The 16,705-nt window shown below is 71.5% G+C and carries 16 protein-coding genes and 1 riboswitch; of the genes, 8 read left to right on the forward strand and 8 right to left on the reverse strand.

From position 1 onward, the window contains the following. Positions 1–92: 92 nt before the first annotated feature. Positions 93–2,879, reverse strand: a complete 2,787-nt coding sequence (locus ACZ4XX_RS30765) for an N-acetylmuramoyl-L-alanine amidase (RefSeq protein ID WP_468511140.1) — start codon at positions 2,877–2,879, stop codon at positions 93–95. A gap of 154 nt (positions 2,880–3,033) precedes the next feature. Between ACZ4XX_RS30765 and ACZ4XX_RS30770 the strand changes: the two genes are divergently transcribed. After that, positions 3,034–4,386 carry a class II 3-deoxy-7-phosphoheptulonate synthase gene (locus ACZ4XX_RS30770; protein ID WP_468511141.1) on the forward strand — a complete coding sequence of 451 codons (1,353 nt, stop codon included), beginning with the start codon at positions 3,034–3,036 and terminating at the stop codon, positions 4,384–4,386. Between the two features lie 132 nt (positions 4,387–4,518). Continuing rightward, positions 4,519–4,758 carry a (2Fe-2S)-binding protein gene (locus tag ACZ4XX_RS30775; RefSeq protein WP_383585533.1) on the forward strand — a complete coding sequence of 80 codons (240 nt, stop codon included), beginning with the start codon at positions 4,519–4,521 and terminating at the stop codon, positions 4,756–4,758. A gap of 10 nt (positions 4,759–4,768) precedes the next feature. Here ACZ4XX_RS30775 and bfr read toward each other — a convergent pair whose 3' ends face one another. Next, the gene (bfr, locus tag ACZ4XX_RS30780) at positions 4,769–5,245 is read right to left on the reverse strand and encodes a bacterioferritin (RefSeq protein WP_030314454.1); all 477 of its coding nucleotides are present in this window, start codon (positions 5,243–5,245) and stop codon (positions 4,769–4,771) included. A 177-nt stretch (positions 5,246–5,422) separates the two neighbouring features. On the opposite strand from bfr, the gene ACZ4XX_RS30785 reads away from it, so the two are divergent. After that, entirely contained in the window at positions 5,423–6,055 is a 633-nt protein-coding gene (locus tag ACZ4XX_RS30785) for a sulfite oxidase-like oxidoreductase (RefSeq protein WP_468511142.1), read from the forward strand. Between the two features lie 34 nt (positions 6,056–6,089). Here the strand turns inward: ACZ4XX_RS30785 and ACZ4XX_RS30790 are convergent, their stop codons facing one another. The 6 genes from ACZ4XX_RS30790 to thiO form a co-directional block, all read right to left on the reverse strand. Continuing rightward, positions 6,090–6,686, reverse strand: coding sequence for a DUF4396 domain-containing protein (locus ACZ4XX_RS30790; protein ID WP_468511143.1), 597 nt, complete (start codon positions 6,684–6,686; stop codon positions 6,090–6,092). 83 nt (positions 6,687–6,769) lie between these two features. After that, positions 6,770–7,621: a deoxyribonuclease IV gene (locus ACZ4XX_RS30795; protein ID WP_468511144.1), complete on the reverse strand. Its 852-nt coding sequence runs from the start codon at positions 7,619–7,621 to the stop codon at positions 6,770–6,772. 6 nt (positions 7,622–7,627) lie between these two features. Beyond that, positions 7,628–9,544 (reverse strand): Stk1 family PASTA domain-containing Ser/Thr kinase, encoded by a 1,917-nt coding sequence (gene pknB, locus ACZ4XX_RS30800; RefSeq protein WP_468511145.1) that lies wholly within the window; start codon positions 9,542–9,544, stop codon positions 7,628–7,630. 120 nt (positions 9,545–9,664) lie between these two features. Then, positions 9,665–10,459, reverse strand: coding sequence for a thiazole synthase (locus tag ACZ4XX_RS30805; RefSeq protein WP_468511146.1), 795 nt, complete (start codon positions 10,457–10,459; stop codon positions 9,665–9,667). A 5-nt stretch (positions 10,460–10,464) separates the two neighbouring features. Further along, positions 10,465–10,665: a sulfur carrier protein ThiS gene (gene thiS, locus ACZ4XX_RS30810; RefSeq protein ID WP_468511147.1), complete on the reverse strand. Its 201-nt coding sequence runs from the start codon at positions 10,663–10,665 to the stop codon at positions 10,465–10,467. After that, on the reverse strand, positions 10,662–12,002 hold the full coding sequence (gene thiO / locus ACZ4XX_RS30815) for a glycine oxidase ThiO (RefSeq protein WP_468511148.1): 1,341 nt from the start codon (positions 12,000–12,002) through the stop codon (positions 10,662–10,664). The genes thiS and thiO overlap by 4 nt, the downstream gene beginning before the upstream one ends. Further along, a riboswitch (TPP riboswitch) is annotated at positions 12,000–12,113 on the reverse strand. It overlaps the preceding gene by 3 nt. Positions 12,114–12,194: 81 nt before the next feature. Here thiO and ACZ4XX_RS30820 point away from each other — a divergent pair. From ACZ4XX_RS30820 to ACZ4XX_RS30840, 5 genes are all read left to right on the forward strand, one after another. Then, on the forward strand, positions 12,195–13,421 hold the full coding sequence (locus ACZ4XX_RS30820) for an NAD(P)/FAD-dependent oxidoreductase (protein ID WP_468511149.1): 1,227 nt from the start codon (positions 12,195–12,197) through the stop codon (positions 13,419–13,421). A 43-nt stretch (positions 13,422–13,464) separates the two neighbouring features. Further along, complete coding sequence (locus ACZ4XX_RS30825) at positions 13,465–13,830, forward strand: Rv2175c family DNA-binding protein (protein ID WP_073916749.1); 366 nt, start codon at positions 13,465–13,467, stop codon at positions 13,828–13,830. 167 nt (positions 13,831–13,997) lie between these two features. Next, a complete protein-coding gene (thiE, locus tag ACZ4XX_RS30830) occupies positions 13,998–14,657 on the forward strand; it encodes a thiamine phosphate synthase (RefSeq protein WP_468511150.1) in 660 nt (219 codons plus the stop codon). Between the two features lie 148 nt (positions 14,658–14,805). Next, positions 14,806–15,720 carry a methylenetetrahydrofolate reductase [NAD(P)H] gene (gene metF / locus ACZ4XX_RS30835; RefSeq protein ID WP_468511151.1) on the forward strand — a complete coding sequence of 305 codons (915 nt, stop codon included), beginning with the start codon at positions 14,806–14,808 and terminating at the stop codon, positions 15,718–15,720. A gap of 54 nt (positions 15,721–15,774) precedes the next feature. Further along, complete coding sequence (locus tag ACZ4XX_RS30840) at positions 15,775–16,596, forward strand: hypothetical protein (protein ID WP_468511152.1); 822 nt, start codon at positions 15,775–15,777, stop codon at positions 16,594–16,596. Positions 16,597–16,705: the final 109 nt, after the last annotated feature.

Raw genomic sequence — 16,705 nt, forward strand, 5'->3', positions numbered from 1 at the left:
CCACCACCCCCCACCCCCCCCCCCTCCCCCCCCCCCCCCCCCCCCCCCCCCCCCCCCCCCCCCCCGAGGCCGGATGGCGTCGGATCTGACGATCAGACGATCAGGTTGTACGTGTTCCAGCCGCTGCCGACGTTGACGCGGGTGGCGTACGGGTTCGGGTAGCCGTTCGTGTTCTTGTAGAACCACAGGACACCGGAGGTGTCCCGGGCTATCAGGTCCGGCTTGCCGTCACGGTCGAGGTCGCTCGGTCCGACCATGATGTTGTAGGCGTTCCAGCCGCCGCCGACCTTGGCGCGGGTGGCGTACGGGTTCGGCGAGCCGCCCGTGTTCTTGTACAGCCACAGCACGCCGGTCTTGTCGCGCGCGATCAGGTCGGGCTTGCCGTCCCCGGTCATGTCACCGGTGCTGATCAGCTCGTTGTACGTGTTCCAGCCGCCGCCGACCCGGACGCGGGTGGCGAAGGGGTTGGGGGAGGCGCCGGTGTTCGTGTACAGCCACAGGACACCGGTCTTGTCGCGGGCGATCAGATCAGGCCGCCCGTCGGCGTTCATGTCCCGCGCGCCGAGGAGCTTGTCGTAGACGCCCCATCCGGCACCGACCCGCAGCCGCCCCGCGAAGGGCGCGGACGCCTTGCCGGTGCCCTTGTAGTACCAGAGCACCCCGTCCTTGCCGCGCGCGACCATGTCGCCGGTCCCGTCGGCCCGCAGTGCGGTCATCGGCGTGACGGCGTCGTAGTCCTGCCACCCGGGCCCGACGCGGTAGCGCGTCAGGAACGGCGCGCTGCCGGTGCCGGTGCCCTGGTACTGCCAGAGGACACCGGAGGCGTCGCGGGCGATGAGGTTGTAGCGGTCGTTCGTGGCGACGGCAGCGGCGCCGGGGGCCTCCGCGATGTCGCTCTGCTTCACCCAGACGATCTTGTGGTGGTAACGGATCGGCACGAACAGCGTGGAGCCGATGACGTTCTTCTGGGCGGAGCCGAACCAGTCGTCGCCCTTCACCGCCGGGCCGGCCTTCACGTAGGCCTGGCCCGTCGGGATGGAGAACTTCGACAGGGAGGCGTTCTCGTCACCCGGCGCGGAGAGCCCGGCCGCGGTGTAGGCGGCGGTCTCGGGGAAGGAACGGCCGTAGACCTTGATCGAGGCCAGGCCGGACTTCGGCTTCACCGTGGTGCCGTTCACCGGCGCGGTGTACTGGCCGCCGGGGTTGTAGAACCAGGCCTTCTGGCCCGCGTACCAGATCGCGGTCCAGTCGTTCCGGGCCTCCGCCACGACGTACAGGCCGCCGGCGCGGACCTTGTTTCCGTAGTTCGAGCCCTCGGTCGCACCCGAGGTGAAGTACGGGTCCTTCAGCGTCGTCCCGGTCGTCGACGGCGTCGTGTACAGGTAGCCGAAGTTGGCCGGACGCGCGGACGCGTCCGTGCCGCCGACGGTCAGCTTGGGCTGGTTGGCCGTGGTGAACGGCGGCACCACACGGACCACCTGGCCGGCCCGGAGCAGGCCGCCCGCGCCCTTGTCGCCCTGCGGGGCGCCCAGGAGGGACATGTAGTAGTTCCAGTCCCAGTACGGGCCGGCGTCCCAGTGGAGGTTGGCGAGTCCGGTGTCCGTCTGGAGCGCCACCTCGTCGTGACCGACGATGTGCTCACGGTCGATCGGCACGCCGTACTGGTTCGCCAGGAACTTCACCAGTTCGGCGGAGGAACGGTACTGCTGCTCGGTGTACCAGCTCCCCTCCTTGATGGCGTAGCCCTCGTGCTCCACGCCGATGGCGTGCATGTTGTGGGTCCAGTTGCCCGCGTGCCACGCCAGGTGCTTGTTCTCGAGCATCTGGGTGACCTGGCCGTCCTGGGCCCTGATCAGGTAGTGGGCGCTGCCCCCGCCGGTCGGATCGGTCAGCACCTTGAGCGAGCCCTCGTAGGAGCCCTCGGTGTCGTGGATCACGATCTGGCGGATGTCGACGCCCTGGTTGGGGCGGTCGCCGGCGGTGTAGTTCTTCTTGCCCGCGGCGTTGGGGACGGTCAGCTTGACGTCGCAGTTCAGAGCGGCGGGGCACTCGGGGACCGCGGCGGCCGCGTTCGTGCTCGCGAAGGACGCAGCCAGCGGCACGTTCGACGGCTTGACGGGCTCGACCGACGGGTCGGCCGGCAGCGCGACCTGCTCGCCGTCGAGGGTGACCGCCCGCTCGCCGTCCTGGATCGACTCGAAGACGCGCTTCGCGAAGAGGTCGGCGCCCTTCTTCTCGGGGGACTGGCTGTAGCGGGCCACGGCCGGGTACCAGTCGCCCGCGTCGTCGGACAGCTCGGCGCCGGCCTGCTTCTGGTAGTCGGCGAGCAGCGCGGCACCGGCCCGGATGGAGGCGGCGGTGTCGTTCTGGACGGCCTCGCTGGAGCTGTCGATCAGCTCGGCGGCCTTGTCCAGGGTGTGGAGCCGGGGGTCGTCGGTGTCGACGAGCGCCTTCTCCAGGATCTGCCGGACCTTCGCGCGGTCGAAGGTCTTCTCGATCTCCGGACGGCCGGAGCCGTTGAAGTGATCGATCTGCTCGTCGGTGACCTTCTGCGGCACGTCCTCCGGGTCGACCTTCGTCAGACCCATGACGTTGTACGCGCCGGTCGTGCTCGGCTCGCCGTCGTGCGACTCCCAGCGGGTCTGCTGGTACGACACCGCCATCAGCACACTCTGCGGCACGTCGAACTCGCGCGCCGCGTTTGCGAACTGCGACTGGAGGGAAACGTCACCAGCAGCCGCCTTGGCGTCGCCCGTCGCGCCGAGGAGGCCCGGGGACGCGACCGCGATGGTGCCGATCGTGGCCGTGGCCACGACGGCGGCCGCCGCGCCGTACAAGAGTCGTTTCTTCTTACGGTCCCTGCGGTGACTCTGGGTCACGCCCACCCCTGTGATTCGACTGTCAACTAGTGAAACGGGCCAGAGGGTAACACCACCCGAAGGCGTGAAGATCTTCGGCGGACATTTCGGGCGCGCGTCTCAGTCACTGGGCAGGGGGACAGGACAGGACGAAGAACCCCGTAATGTTGTGCGTGTGACCGTGAACGCTGATTCCCACGCCGTCGCCAAGGCGACCTGGCGAGACCTGCCCGCGGCGCAGCAGCCCGAGTACCCCGATGCCGAGGCTCTGCGCGATGTGATCGCGGACCTCGAGTCGTATCCTCCGCTCGTCTTCGCCGGCGAGTGCGACCAGCTGCGCGCCCGGATGGGAGCCGTCGCCCGTGGCGAGGCGTTCCTGCTCCAGGGCGGCGACTGTGCCGAGGCCTTCGACGCCGTGTCCGCCGACCACATCAGGGCCAAGCTCAAGACGCTGCTCCAGATGAGCGCCGTCCTCACCTACGCGGCCTCCGTGCCCGTGGTGAAGGTCGGCCGCATCGCCGGCCAGTACTCGAAGCCCCGCTCCAAGGGGACCGAGACCCGGGACGGCGTCACCCTGCCGACCTACCGGGGCGACTCGGTCAACGGCTTCGGCTTCGACGAGAAGTCCCGCATCCCGGACCCCGAGCGCCTGAAGCGGATGTACAACGCCTCCGCCTCCACGCTCAACCTGGTGCGCGCCTTCACCACCGGCGGCTACGCCGACCTGCGCCAGGTGCACGCCTGGAACCAGGACTTCGTGAAGTCGTCCCCCTCGGGTCAGCGCTACGAGCAGCTGGCGCGGGAGATCGACAACGCGCTGAACTTCATGAAGGCCTGTGGCACCGACCCGGCCGAGTTCAAGGCCGTCGAGTTCTACGCCTCCCACGAGGCGCTGCTGCTCGACTACGAGGGTGCGCTGACCCGTACGGACTCGCGCACCGGCAAGCTGTACGACACCTCCGGCCACATGGTCTGGATCGGCGAGCGCACCCGCCAGCTCGACCACGCCCACATCGAGTTCGCCTCGCAGATCGCGAACCCGATCGGCATCAAGCTGGGCCCGACCACCTCGGTGGACGACGCGCTGACGTACATCGACCGTCTCGACCCGGACCGCGAGGCGGGCCGGCTGACCTTCATCGTCCGCATGGGCGCCGACAAGGTCCGCGACAAGCTCCCCGAGCTGGTCGAGAAGGTCACCGCCTCCGGTGCGGTCGTCGCCTGGGTCACCGACCCGATGCACGGCAACACCTTCGAGGCCGCCTCCGGCCACAAGACGCGCCGCTTCGACGACGTGCTCGACGAGGTCAAGGGCTTCTTCGAGGTCCACAAGGCGCTCGGCACCCACCCGGGCGGCATCCACGTCGAGCTCACCGGTGACGACGTCACCGAGTGCGTGGGCGGCGGCGACGAGATCTTCGTCGACGACCTGCACCAGCGCTACGAGACGGCCTGCGATCCGCGTCTCAACCGCAGCCAGTCCCTGGACCTGGCCTTCCTGGTGGCGGAGATGTACCGCGATCAGTAAGTAGATACCTACGACGATGGGGCGCGGATCCATGTGATCCGCGCCCCATCGTCGTATCCAGGGCTTTTACGGTTCCCCGGCGCCGGGTAAGGTTAGGTTAGCCTTATCGATCACGGCGGGAGGTGAACCGCGATGTACGTCTGCTCATGCTTCGGAGTGACGGAGAAGCAGGTCAAGGCGCATGCCGACGCGGGCGCCTGCACGCCCCGCCAGATCGCCTCGGCCTGCAAGGCCGGCACGGACTGCGGTTCCTGCGTCCGTCGCATTCAGGCCATCCTCGGCCGCGGCAACTGCCCGCGACGTGACCTCCTGGACCAGGGGATGCCCGCGCTGGCGACGGAGACCGTCACCGAACTCGGGGAAGCCGCTTAGGGGGGAAGCCTCAGCTCGGCTGCTCGATGAGCGTCGAGATGTAGAGGGCCTCACCCAGGGACTCGATCAGCTCCAGCTGCGTGTCCAGGTAGTCGATGTGGTGCTCCTCGTCGGCCAGGATCTCCTCGAAGAGATTGGCGGACGTGATGTCCCCCTTGGCCCGCATGACCTCGATCCCGCGCTTCAGGCGGTCGATGGCCTCGACCTCGACCTGGCGGTCCGCCTGGAACATCTCGGTGAGGGTCTGGCCGACCCGTACGTGGAAGAGGCGCTGGTAATTGGGCAGGCCGTCGAGCATCAGGATGCGCTCGGTCAGCTTGTCCGCGTGCTTCATCTCATCGATGGACTCTTCGCGCGTGTACTTGGCGAGCTTCGTCCACCCCTTGTTGTCCTGGATGCGGTAGTGCAGCCAGTACTGGTTGATGGCCGTCAGCTCGCCGGTCAGCTGCTCGTTGAGGAACTCGAGGACCTCGGGGTCGCCCTGCATTGCAGAGGCTCCTTCCACGTTGCGTGTCTACGCCGTCACTGGGCAGGATGGCCGCATCCTCGCACCCCGAATGGGGGGCGTCCAGTAAGTGCAGGCTTAGTGGGAGTTGCCCGAATCGGGCCAGGCCGGAGGTCTCCTGGTCATAACCACCCCTCGCCGTCTGTCACCATGGATGACATGGGTCGGACGGAGAGCGGAGTGCACCGGGAAGCAGGACAGCCGGACCTTCCGCCGGGCCAGCGGCTCCAGCGCGGCTGGCCGGTCACCCATTACGGGCCCGTCCCCAAGTTCAAGCCGGACCGCTGGGAGTTCCGCGTCTTCGGCGCGACGGCCGACGGCGACAAGCGGTGCTGGAACCACGAGGAGTTCTCGGCCCTGCCGTTCTCCTCGGTGGTGGCCGATCTGCACTGCGTCACGAAATTCAGCATGCTCGGGGCCGAATGGGGGGGCGTGCCGGCCCGTACGGTCCTCGAGCTCGCCCCGCCCGCGCCGCACGTCACCCACGTGATGGTCTGGGCGGAGTACGGCTACAGCGCCAACATGCGGCTCGCCGACTTCGCCGACGAGCGTTCGATCTTCGCCACCCACATGGACGGCGAGCTGCTCACCGCCGAGCACGGTTTCCCGCTGCGCCTGGTCGTCCCGCACCTGTACGCCTGGAAGGGTCCCAAGTGGGTCCGCGGCGTGGAGTACATGGCCGCCGACCGGCGGGGCTTCTGGGAGGAGCGCGGGTACCACAACCTGGGCGATCCCTGGACGGAGCAGCGGTACTCGTACCAGGAGGAACCGGGAGACGGCCCGGAGCTGTAGCGCTCCGGACCGTCCTTCGCCGAGGTGCCGCAGGTCAGTGGTGGTACCGGTGGACCACCGCGTGCCCCTTGCCGCGGCCGATCATCCACTTGTTCACCGGAACGGTGATCACGAAGGCGGCGGCGAGCGCGATGGCGAGCACGATCCAGAAGATCGGGTCGGACAGGTGGGCGTCCATGGCGCCGGGCCAGAGGGCGATGACGCCGTTGTCGATGATCTCCATCACCGCGATGGACAGGGTGTCGGCGGCGAGCGCGACCTTGAAGGCTGTCCTGAAATCGACGCCGGCGGCCAGGATTCCGCGCAGGGTCAGCGCGTAGCCGAAGACGAAGGCCAGGATGATCGCGAGGATCATCGTCTCCATGTTGCCCCAGCCGAGCGCGGTGCCGATGATCATGCCGAGGACCTCGCCGATGGCGCAGCCGGTGAGGCAGTGCAGCGTCGCCCTGGCCGCCATCGACCAGGAGGCCTTGCCGGGGGCGTGGTGAGCGCCGTGGCCCTCGTGCTGCCCGCCGTGCTGCTCCCGGTGGCCTTCGTGAGCCTTGTGTCCCTCGTGACCCGCGTGGTTGTCGTGGCTCTCGGGGCCGGCGTGAGTGCTGTGATCGTGATGGGCGTGCGCGTCGTGCTGCATGGGTGCCCCCAGGGTCGGGTAGCGGGTCCTGCCATTACAGGAACCGTATACCCCCCTGGGGTATTCCTCAACAGGAAGGCGTGTCAGTCCCTCAGCTTCTTGAGCAGCTCCACGTCCGCGAGGTGCCCCGCCGTGCCGCCGGGCGTCTCGATGATCAGGGGCACGCCCTCGGTCGCCGGGTGACGGAGGAGGTTGCGGAACGCGTCCTCGCCGATGTGGCCCACGCCGATGTTCGCGTGCCGGTCCTTGCGGGCGCCGACGACATCCTGGGAATCATTGGCGTGGATCAGCTTCAGCCGTCCCTCACCCACGGTCGCCACCAGCTGATCGAGCGTCTGCGCCGCGCCGTGCCGACCGGTCAGGTCGTGGCCGGCGGCGAAGATGTGGCAGGTGTCGAGGCAGATCCCCAGCTTCGGGTGCCGGTCGAGCACATCGAAGTACGGCCCGAAGTCCTCCGCGCGCGAGCAGAGCGAGAAGCCCTGGCCGGCCGTCGACTCCAGGAGCAGATCCGGATCGTCCTCGTGCGTCAGCTCGTCGAGCAGCGGCAGCAGCAGCTCCCGGACCTGCGCGAGTGCCACCGCCCGCGGGCGGCCCCCGGTCGCCGAGCCGGTGTGCACCACCACACCCTTCGCGCCGATCTCCCGGCCCCGCCGCAGCGAGTGCCGCATCGACTCCACCGACTTCTCGGCGGTGGCCTCGGTGTGCGAACCGAAGTTGATCAGGTAGGGGGCGTGGACCCAGGCCGAGATCGACTCGGCGGCGCACTCGGCGCGGAACCGTTCGTCCTCGGCGGGGTTCCCGGGCGGGGTGGCCCAGCCGCGCGGGTTGGCGACGAAGACCTGTACGGTCTCGGCGCCGAGCTCACGGGCGTAGCCGAGGCCGACCTTGGCGAGGCCACCGGCCACCGGGACATGGCCGCCGACGGGGTTGCGCATCAGTTTCTACAGTCCCTTGATCGTGATCGTGACGGTGGAGCCCTCGGGCGCGGTGGAGCCGCCCTCCACGGACTGGCCCGTGACCTCGCTGCCCAGGTAGGGGAAGGACTTCTTGACCTCCACCTCGAAGCCCTCGTCCTCCAGGGCCGTACGTGCGTCGTCGACCGTCTCGCCGACGACGTCCGGTACCTCGACGAGCCGGGGGCCCTTGGAGACGGTGAGGGTGATGGTGTCGCCCTCGGCGGCCCGGCTGCCCTCGGCGAGCGACTGTGCGGCGACGGATCCGGCGGCCTCGGGGGAGTGGATCCGCTCCGGGGCGACGACCACCTTGAGCCCCTCGTCCTGGAGCAGGGCCGTGGCGTCGGCGACGGTCTCACCGGTCACGTCGGGGACGTCGATCGGGGAGCCCTTGCTGACCACCAGGGCGACGGCCGAGTCCGGAGCCCGCTCGGTGCCGGGCTCGGGGTCGGAACCGATCACGGACCCCTGGTCGACGGTGTCACTGAACCGCTGGGTGATCACCCCGGCGACCAGGCCCTCCTCCGCGAGGACCCGCTTCGCCTCGGCGAGCGGCTTGTTCTTGAGGTTGGGCACCTTCACGATCTCGGGACCGCGGGAGAGGGTCAGGGTGACCGAGCCGTTGCCGCGGAGGCGCTCGCCGGGAGCCGGGTCGACGGCCATGACGGTGCCGCGCTCGTACACGTCGCTGAACGCGCGCTTCGTCGTGCCGACCTCCAGCCCGGCGCCGGTGATCCGCTTCGTCGCCTCGGTCTCCGTCTGGCCGAGCACGGCGGGGACCCGGGTGAACTGGCCGGAATTGATGTACCAGACACCGGTGCCCAGGCCGAGGGCGAGCAGTACGCCGAGGACGAGGAGCAGCGGGCCGCGCGGGGGCCTGCGGCGGAGGCCGGCCGCGGGCGGCTCGGGGGCCGGCAGCCGGTTCGTGTGCAGCACCTGGTGCGCGTCGGCGTGGGCCTCGGTCCCGGCCGGCACCGCCCGGGGGATCACGCTCGTCCGGTCGTCCGTGGTGTCCCGGGCCCCGGACCGGGCCTGCGGGGGCATGGCGTCCAGCTGCTCCTCGCCGAGCGCCGCGCGGGCCTCCCGCAGCAGCGCGAGCAGGGCTACGGCGTCGTACGGGCGGACGTCGGGGTTGCGGGCGGTGGCCGCCCCGACCAGCTCGTCCAGCTCCACGGCGAGCCCGGGAACGGTCGCCGAGGGGGCGGGCACGTCCGTGCTCAGGTGCTGGTACAGCACCTGAGCGGGGGTGTCGCCGGAGTGCGGCTTGCCGCCGGTCAGCATCTCGTAGAGGACGACGCCGCAGGCGTACACATCGGCGCGGGTGTCGGCGGTGCCGTGCTCGATCTGCTCCGGCGCCAGGTACGAGACGGTCCCGAGGACCGAACCGGTCGTGGCGGTCGCCGAGCCCACGGCCCGTACAAGACCGAAGTCGGCGACCTTGACCCGGCCGTCGTCCCCTATCAGGACGTTCTCCGGCTTCATGTCCCGGTGCACGAACCCGGCCCGGTGCGCGGCGCCGAGCGCGGCGAGCACCGGCTCCAGGATGTCCAGAGCGGCCCGGGGCGCGAGGGCGCCGCGCTCACGCAGGACGTCACGGAGGGTGCAGCCGGCGACGTACTCCATCGCCAGGTAGACGTACGCGCCCTCGGCGCCCTGGTCGAAGACGCCGACGACGTTGGGGTGCGACAGGCGGGCCACGGACTTCGCCTCGCGGATGAAGCGCTCGACGAACGCGGCGTCCGTGGCGAGGGCGGGGTGCATCACCTTGAGCGCGAGGACGCGGTCGAGGCGGGTGTCGAGGGCCCGGTAGACCGTGGCCATCCCGCCGACGGCGATGCGCGCGTCGACGCGGTAGCGGCCGTCGAGCAGCCGCCCGACGAGGGGGTCCTGAAGGGTCGTGTCCACGGCGTCGAGTCTACGAGGGGGTGGGTGGGGGCTCGGCCGTGCGGGCCCGACTGCGACCCAGCTGTGACGAGTCCCGCACGGACCGACGGCATGCACCGCCGCCGCTCGCCCACCGGTCGGTCAGAAGGCGGGGCGTTCCGGGTCCAGGGTCGGGCGGCCCTCCATGGGGGACGACGCCTCCGCGAAGTGCCGCCGAGGAATCCGCCCCGCCCGGTACGCCAACCGTCCCGCCTCCACCGCGTGCCGCATCGCCGAAGCCATCAGGACCGGCTCCTGCGCGCGGGTCACCGCCGACGCCAGCATCACCGCCGCGCACCCCAGCTCCATCGCGAGCGCCGCATCCGACGCCGTGCCGGCCCCCGCGTCGAGGATCACCGGCACCCCCGCCCGTTCCGCGATCAGCTGGAAGTTGTGCGGGTTGCGGATGCCGAGGCCCGAGCCGATCGGCGAGCCGAGCGGCATGATCGCCGCGCAGCCCACGTCCTCCAGCTTCCGCGCGAGGACCGGGTCGTCGTTGGTGTAGGGGAGGACGGTGAAGCCGTCGTCGACCAGGGTCTCGGCCGCGACGAGGAGTTCCTCCCCGTCCGGCAGCAGCGTCCGCTCGTCGGCGACGACCTCCAGCTTGATCCAGTCGGTGCCGAGCGCCTCGCGGGCCAGACGGGCCGTCAGGACCGCCTCGCCCGCCGTGAAGCAGCCCGCCGTGTTCGGCAGGACCCGGATGCCCAGTCGCTCCAGGACGGAGAGGACCGAGCCCTGGACGGTCGGGTCCAGGCGCCGCATCGCGACCGTCGTCAGCTCCGTACCGCTGGCGACCAGCGAGCGTTCCAGGACGTCGAGGCTGGGCGCCCCGCCGGTGCCCATGATGAGCCGGGAGGAGAACTCCGTACCGCCGAGGGTGAACACGTCGTCGGACATCGCGCTCAGCCTCCCTGGACCGCGGTGAGTACTTCCACCCGGTCGCCTTCGCCGAGGAGCGTCGTCTCCCACTCGCCGCGCGGTACCACCGTCTCGTTCAGGGCGGCGGCGACCCCGGAGCGGGCCGTGGTCAGGCTCGCCACGAGGGCGTCGAGGGAGACGGGTCCGGAGAGCACGCGGGCCTCTCCGTTCACGGACACGTTCATGCGGGCTGCTCCTGACGTACGGGGGCGGGCGCGGGGGAGAATCGGCGGGGGGTGAAGGGGCGGGCCTCGTCGGGGAGGGCCCCGGTGGTGAGCACCTCGGCCATGACGTCGCCGGTGATCGGGGTGAGCAGGACCCCGTTGCGGTAGTGGCCGGTGGCCAGGTGCAGTCCGGGCAGGGCGGTGGGGCCGAGCAGCGGCGCGTTGTCGGGCGACGCGGGGCGCAGTCCCGCCAGCGTCTCGGTCAGGGGCAGCTCGGTGAGCCCGGGGACGAGCTCGTGGGCGTCGCGCAGCAGCTCGTACACCCCGCCCGCCGTCACCGTGGTGTCCCAGCCGAGTTCCTCGCTGGTGGCGCCGACGACGAGTTCGCCGTTCTCGCGGGGCACGAGGTAGACGTGGCTGCCGCGGACGACGGCCCGGACCGTCCGGGAGAGGAAGGGGGCGTACGGGGCCGGTACGCGCAGCCGCAGCACCTGGCCCTTGACCGGGCGCACCGGCGGAAGCACCTCGTCCGGCACGCCCGCGAGGCGGCCGCTCAGGCTGCCCGCGGCGAGGACGACCTGGTCGGCCGTCAGCTGCCCGCCCCCGGCGGGCACGACACCGCGGGCCCGGTCCCGTACCACCGTCAGGCTCTGCGCGAGGTCGCGGTGGAAGACCACCCCGGCCCGTTCGCAGGCGACGAGGAGCGCGGCGGCGAGTCGGCGCGGATCGACCTGGTGGTCGCCGTCCACCCGGAGCCCACCGCGTACTCCCGGGGCCAGCATCGGTTCGAGCCGACGGCACTCACGGCCGCTGAGCCACTCCGAGGTGAGCCCGCAGCGGGTCTGCAGGGCGTGCAGTTCGCGCAGGTGGGCCCGGTCGTCGGCGTCGAGGGCGACGGCGAGGGTGCCGCAGGCGCGGTAGCCGACGTCGTGGCCGGTGGCCTCCTCGAGCTCGGCGACGAACGCGGGGTAGCGCGCGGCGGAGGCGAGGTTGAGCCCGAGGAGGGTCTCCTCGCCGTAGTGGAGTTCGGTGACGGCGGCGAGCATCCCGGCCGCGACGTGCGCGGCGCCGCCGCCCGGCGCAGGGTCGATCACGGTGGTGCGCAGGCCGCGTCGTGCGGCCCGCCAGGCCGTGACCAGGCCGATGATCCCGCCGCCGACGACGAGGACGTCGGAGCCGGACGGTCCCGCATCGGACGGTCCGGCGGCGGACCTTTCCGCAGCCGGCCGGCCCGTAGCGGGCGCTGCGGCATCCGGCGCGTCCGCCGCCAATGCGGCGGATGCGGCGGATGCGGTGGTATCCGGCGCGTCCGCCTCCGGCGCGTGGTCCTCGGACGCATGGACTTCGGAAGAACGCATGGGCGTCCAGCCCCTCCCTTCGCCGGCATGACCCGGATCAGGTTCGTACGGTCGGAGGCCGTCCCAGCCTCCCTCTCAGCCCGGTGCGTCCGGGCTCCCGCGAGTGCTTTACGCCCGACACACTAGCTTCCGCCTCCGGGGGCCGCAGACCCCTCCCTTCCTGACGCTCCGTCAGATGCGTAAGGTGGTCGGGTGAGCGAGCAGAAGCAGGCACAGCAGCACGTCGTGATCGTCGGCGCCGGCATGGCGGGCGTCCAGACCGCCGTCGCCCTGCGCGAACAGGGCTTCACCGGCCCCGTGACCCTCATCGGAGCCGAGCCCCACCAGCCCTACGACCGGCCCCCGCTCTCCAAGGCCGTCCTCCTCGGCAAGGCCGAGGGTTCCGCCTTCGACGTCGACTTCGAGGAGCTCGGCATCGAACTCCGCCTCGGCCTCGACGTCACCGGGCTGCGCGCCGGCGACCACGAGATCGACACCGAGGCCGGTCCCGTCGCCTACGACACCCTGGTCGTCGCCACCGGTGCCCAGCCGATCACCCTGCCCGGCACCGAAGGCGTCCCCGGGGTCCATCTGCTGCGGACCCTCGACGACGCCGTCCGGCTCGGCCCCGTCCTGGAGCGCCGGCACGGCGTCGTGGTCGTCGGCGCCGGCTGGATCGGCGCGGAGTTCGCCACCGCCGCCCGCGAGGCCGGCTGCGCCGTCACCGTCGTCGAGGCCGCCGACCGCCCCCTCGCCGGAGCCCTGCCCGCCGAGGTCACCGCCCCCATGGCCGAGTGGTACGGCGAGAACGGCGCCGAACTCCTCACCCGCGCGCGCGTGGACGTCGTCGAGCCGGGCAGGGTCGTCCTCGCCGACGGCCGCGAGCTGCCCGCCGACGCCGTCGTCGTCGGCATCGGCGCCCTCCCCGCCACCGGATGGCTCAGCGGCTCCGGGATCGCCCTCGACCCGAGCGGCGCCGTCACGGCCGACGAGCGCCTCCGCACCAACCTGCCCGACGTGTACGCCGTCGGGGACTGCGCCTCCTTCCCCTCCGCCCGCTACGGGCGGCGCCTCCTCGTCCACCACTGGGACAACGCGCTCCAGGGCCCCCGCACGGTCGCCGCGACGATCACCGGGGCCGGTGCGGGAGCGGACTCGGGGCCGTACGACCCCGTCCCGTACTTCTGGTCCGAGCAGTTCGGCCGCTTCGTCCAGTACGCCGGGCACCACGCGGACGCGGACGAGCTGCTCTGGCGCGGCGACCCGGCGGAGAGGACCTGGTCCGTGCTGTGGCTGCGCGCCGGGGTGCCGGTGGCCCTGCTCGCGGTCGGCCGCCCCCGGGACCTGGCCCAGGGCCGCAAGCTCATCGAGACGGCCACCCCCGTCGACCCCGTGCGCGCGGCGGACCCCTCCGTCCCTCTGAAGGCGGCCGTCGCGTAGGGCCCGACTACCGGCTGTCAGTCCGGGATGGCAGGCTTGTCCTGTGACCGAGATTGACGTAAAGATCGATGCGCTCGTCCCCGCCTGGCTCTATGTGCCCGACATCGCGGAGATGCTCGATGTCGAGGTGACGCGCGTGCGGCAGCTGATCAAGGACGGTCAGCTCATCGCCGTGCGCCGTGGAGAGAACAACGCCCTGCAGATCCCCGCCGCCTTCATCCAGGGCGACAAGATCGTCAAGGGCCTCGTCGGGCTCCTGACCGTCCTGCGGGACGACGGCTTCACCGACGAGGAGATGCTGGAGTGGCTCTTCACTCCGGACGAGAGCCTGCCGGGCACGCCCGCGCAGGCGCTCAACGAGAACCGTGGCACGGAGGTGAAGCGCCGCGCCCAGGCGCTCGCCATCTGACGCGCCACCGAAGGACACCATGAGCGGGTGTCGCGGCGACCGGCCCCACGGCCGGGCCGCCGCGGCCCCGCGCCACCGACGCGGGACACCCCGCGCCGCACCGCCGGGGTACCGCCCCGCGACACCCACGGGGATCGACCCCGTGCCACCGACGGGGGGAACCACCCATGCCCACGCCTCGTGAGCTGCTCGCCGACGCCCGGCTCTACCTGTGCACCGACGCCCGGAAGCGCCAGGGCGACCTGCCCGCCTTCCTCGACGCCGTGCTCTCCTCCGGCGTGGACATCGTGCAGCTCCGCGACAAGGGCATGGAGGCGGGTGAGGAGCTGGAGCACCTCGCCGTCTTCGCCGAGGCCGCCCGCCGGCACGGCAGGCTCCTCGCCGTGAACGACCGGGCCGACGTCGCCCACGCCATCGGCTCCGACGTGCTGCACCTGGGCCAGGGCGACCTGCCCGTGCCCGCCGCCCGGGCCATCCTCGGCGGCTCCGACGACGTACTGATCGGCCGCTCCTGCCACGCCGAGAGCGAGGCGGCCGCGGCCGCCGTCGAGCCCGGAGTCGACTACTTCTGCACCGGGCCCTGCTGGCCCACCCCCACCAAGCCCGGCCGGTACGCGCCGGGCCTCGGCCTCGTGCGGTACGCGGCGGGCCTGGCCCAGGACCGCCCCTGGTTCGCGATCGGCGGTATCGACGAGACGAATCTGGACGAAGTCCTGGACGCGGGTGCGCGCCGGATCGTCGTCGTCCGGGCGATCACCGAGGCCGACGACCCGGCCGCCGCGACGGCCGCCCTGGCCAAGCGGATCCGCGAGCGCGCGGGGGAGTAGGGCCTCCGTCCGGCGGCTCGGGGCTCCCGGACGGCCCGGGGCTCCGTCGGAGGTTCGTCCAGCGATCCGCTCCGCCGGCTGTCCAAAACCGTGTCCACCACTCGGACGCCGCTCACGCACCTCAGCGCGGCCCGTCTAACCTGCCCGTATGGCCCTTGGCACCGCTTCCGTCCGCTCGGACCGCGCCCGCACGGTCCGCGAGATCCTCGCCTCCGGCGGCACGTCGTACTCCTTCGAGTTCTTCGCGCCCCGGACCGAGAAGGGCGAGAAGGCCCTCTACAACGCGATGCGCCGCGTCGAGGCGGTCGGCCCCAGCTTCGTCTCCGTGACCTACGGCGCCGGCGGCTCCACCCGCGGCGGCACCGTCAAGGCCACCCAGAAGATCGCCTCCGACACCACGCTCACCCCGGTCGCCCACCTCACGGCCGTCGACCACTCGGTCGCCGAGCTGCGCAACATCCTGGGCCAGTACGCCGACGCCGGCATCCGCAACATGCTCGCCGTCCGCGGCGACCCGCCGGGCGACCCGCTGGGGGAGTGGGTCGAGCACCCCGAGGGCGTCAAGTACGCCGTCGACCTCGTCCGGCTGATCAAGGAATCGGGCGATTTCTGCGTCGGCGTCGCCGCCTTCCCGGAGATGCACCCCCGCTCCCTCGACTGGGACACGGACATCCGGCACTTCGTGGACAAGTGCCGTGCCGGTGCCGACTACGCGATCACCCAGATGTTCTTCGACCCCGAGAACTATCTGCGGCTGCGGGACAGCGTCGCCAAGGCGGGCTGCGAGACCCCGATCATCCCCGAAGTCATGCCCGTTGTGAACGTGAAGACCCTCGGCCGACTGCCCCAGCTGAGCAACGCGGCCTTCCCCGCGGATGTGAAAGACCGCATCCTCGCCGTCAAGGACGATCCCGCCGCTGTACGCTCCATCGGTATCGAGTTCGCGACGGAGTTCTGCGCGCGGCTGCTCTCCGAGGGTGTCCCCGGACTGCACTTCATCACGCTGAACAGCTCCACCGCGATCGAGATCTACGAGAATCTCGGACTGCACCAGCAGTCGTGACCGGTCGTACCCGCCCCGACCCGCGGCGGTGACCGTGGAGAGGGGCGGCGGGGCATGGGGTGGACGGTCCTCTACATCGCATTCGGCGTGGTCGCGCTGTGGCTGCTGGGGGAGGTGCTCCTCCAATACAAGGCGCGACTCCGCTGGCGCGTGCTCGCCTTCTGCGGCTTCCTCGGCGTCGTCCTCGGCGTCCTCACGTCCCTGGTGGCGGTCATCATCGTCGGAGCGATCGCCTTCGCCGTCGGCCAGACCTATGTGACGCTCTCCTTCCGCCGCGGCTTCTCCACCGGCTGGGCGCTCGGCGGCAACCCGGGCGCGAGCCGTCGCCGCAGGTCGGGCCCTCCGGCACAGGCCGGGCCCACCCTCGAGGTCACCGAGCTCTCCTACGAGGCCGAGGACGCCCCGTACGCCGGACCGGAGGGGGGCGAGGTTCCGGCCGCCGAGACCACCGCGGTCTACGAGCCCCTGCCGCTGCCCGAGGACACCGGCCAGTACGGCGTCTACAACATGGGTCAGGACCCGGCCCACGACGCCTCCCAGACCCCCGGCACCGGCTACGAGACGGGCTACCAGACCGGGTACGACCCCTACGCGCCCGCGTACGACCAGCAGCAGCCTGCCTACGACTACGGCCAGGCCGCCGGGCAGCAGCAGTACGCCGCCTACTCCGACCCGTACATCGGCCCCGGTACGGACGGTCAGCAGTACGGCTCGTACTACGGCGACCCGTACGCCCCCTCGTACAGCTACGACACTCCGCCCGGCGGGGTCTGGGTCCCGCAGCAGCGCGACACGGACCAGCCGCCGCAGCAGCAGGGGCCCGGCCAGTACGGCTACGAGCCGCACCCGGACGACCAGCAGCAGTACCGGTACTGACCGACCGTGGGGGGGGGGGGGGGGGGGGGGGGGGGGGGGGGGGGGGGGGGGGGGGGGGGAGGGGGGGGGGGGGGGGGGGGGGGGGAGGGGTAGCAGCAGGCACGACGAG

This window comes from Streptomyces sp. NPDC029956 (assembly GCF_055574655.1).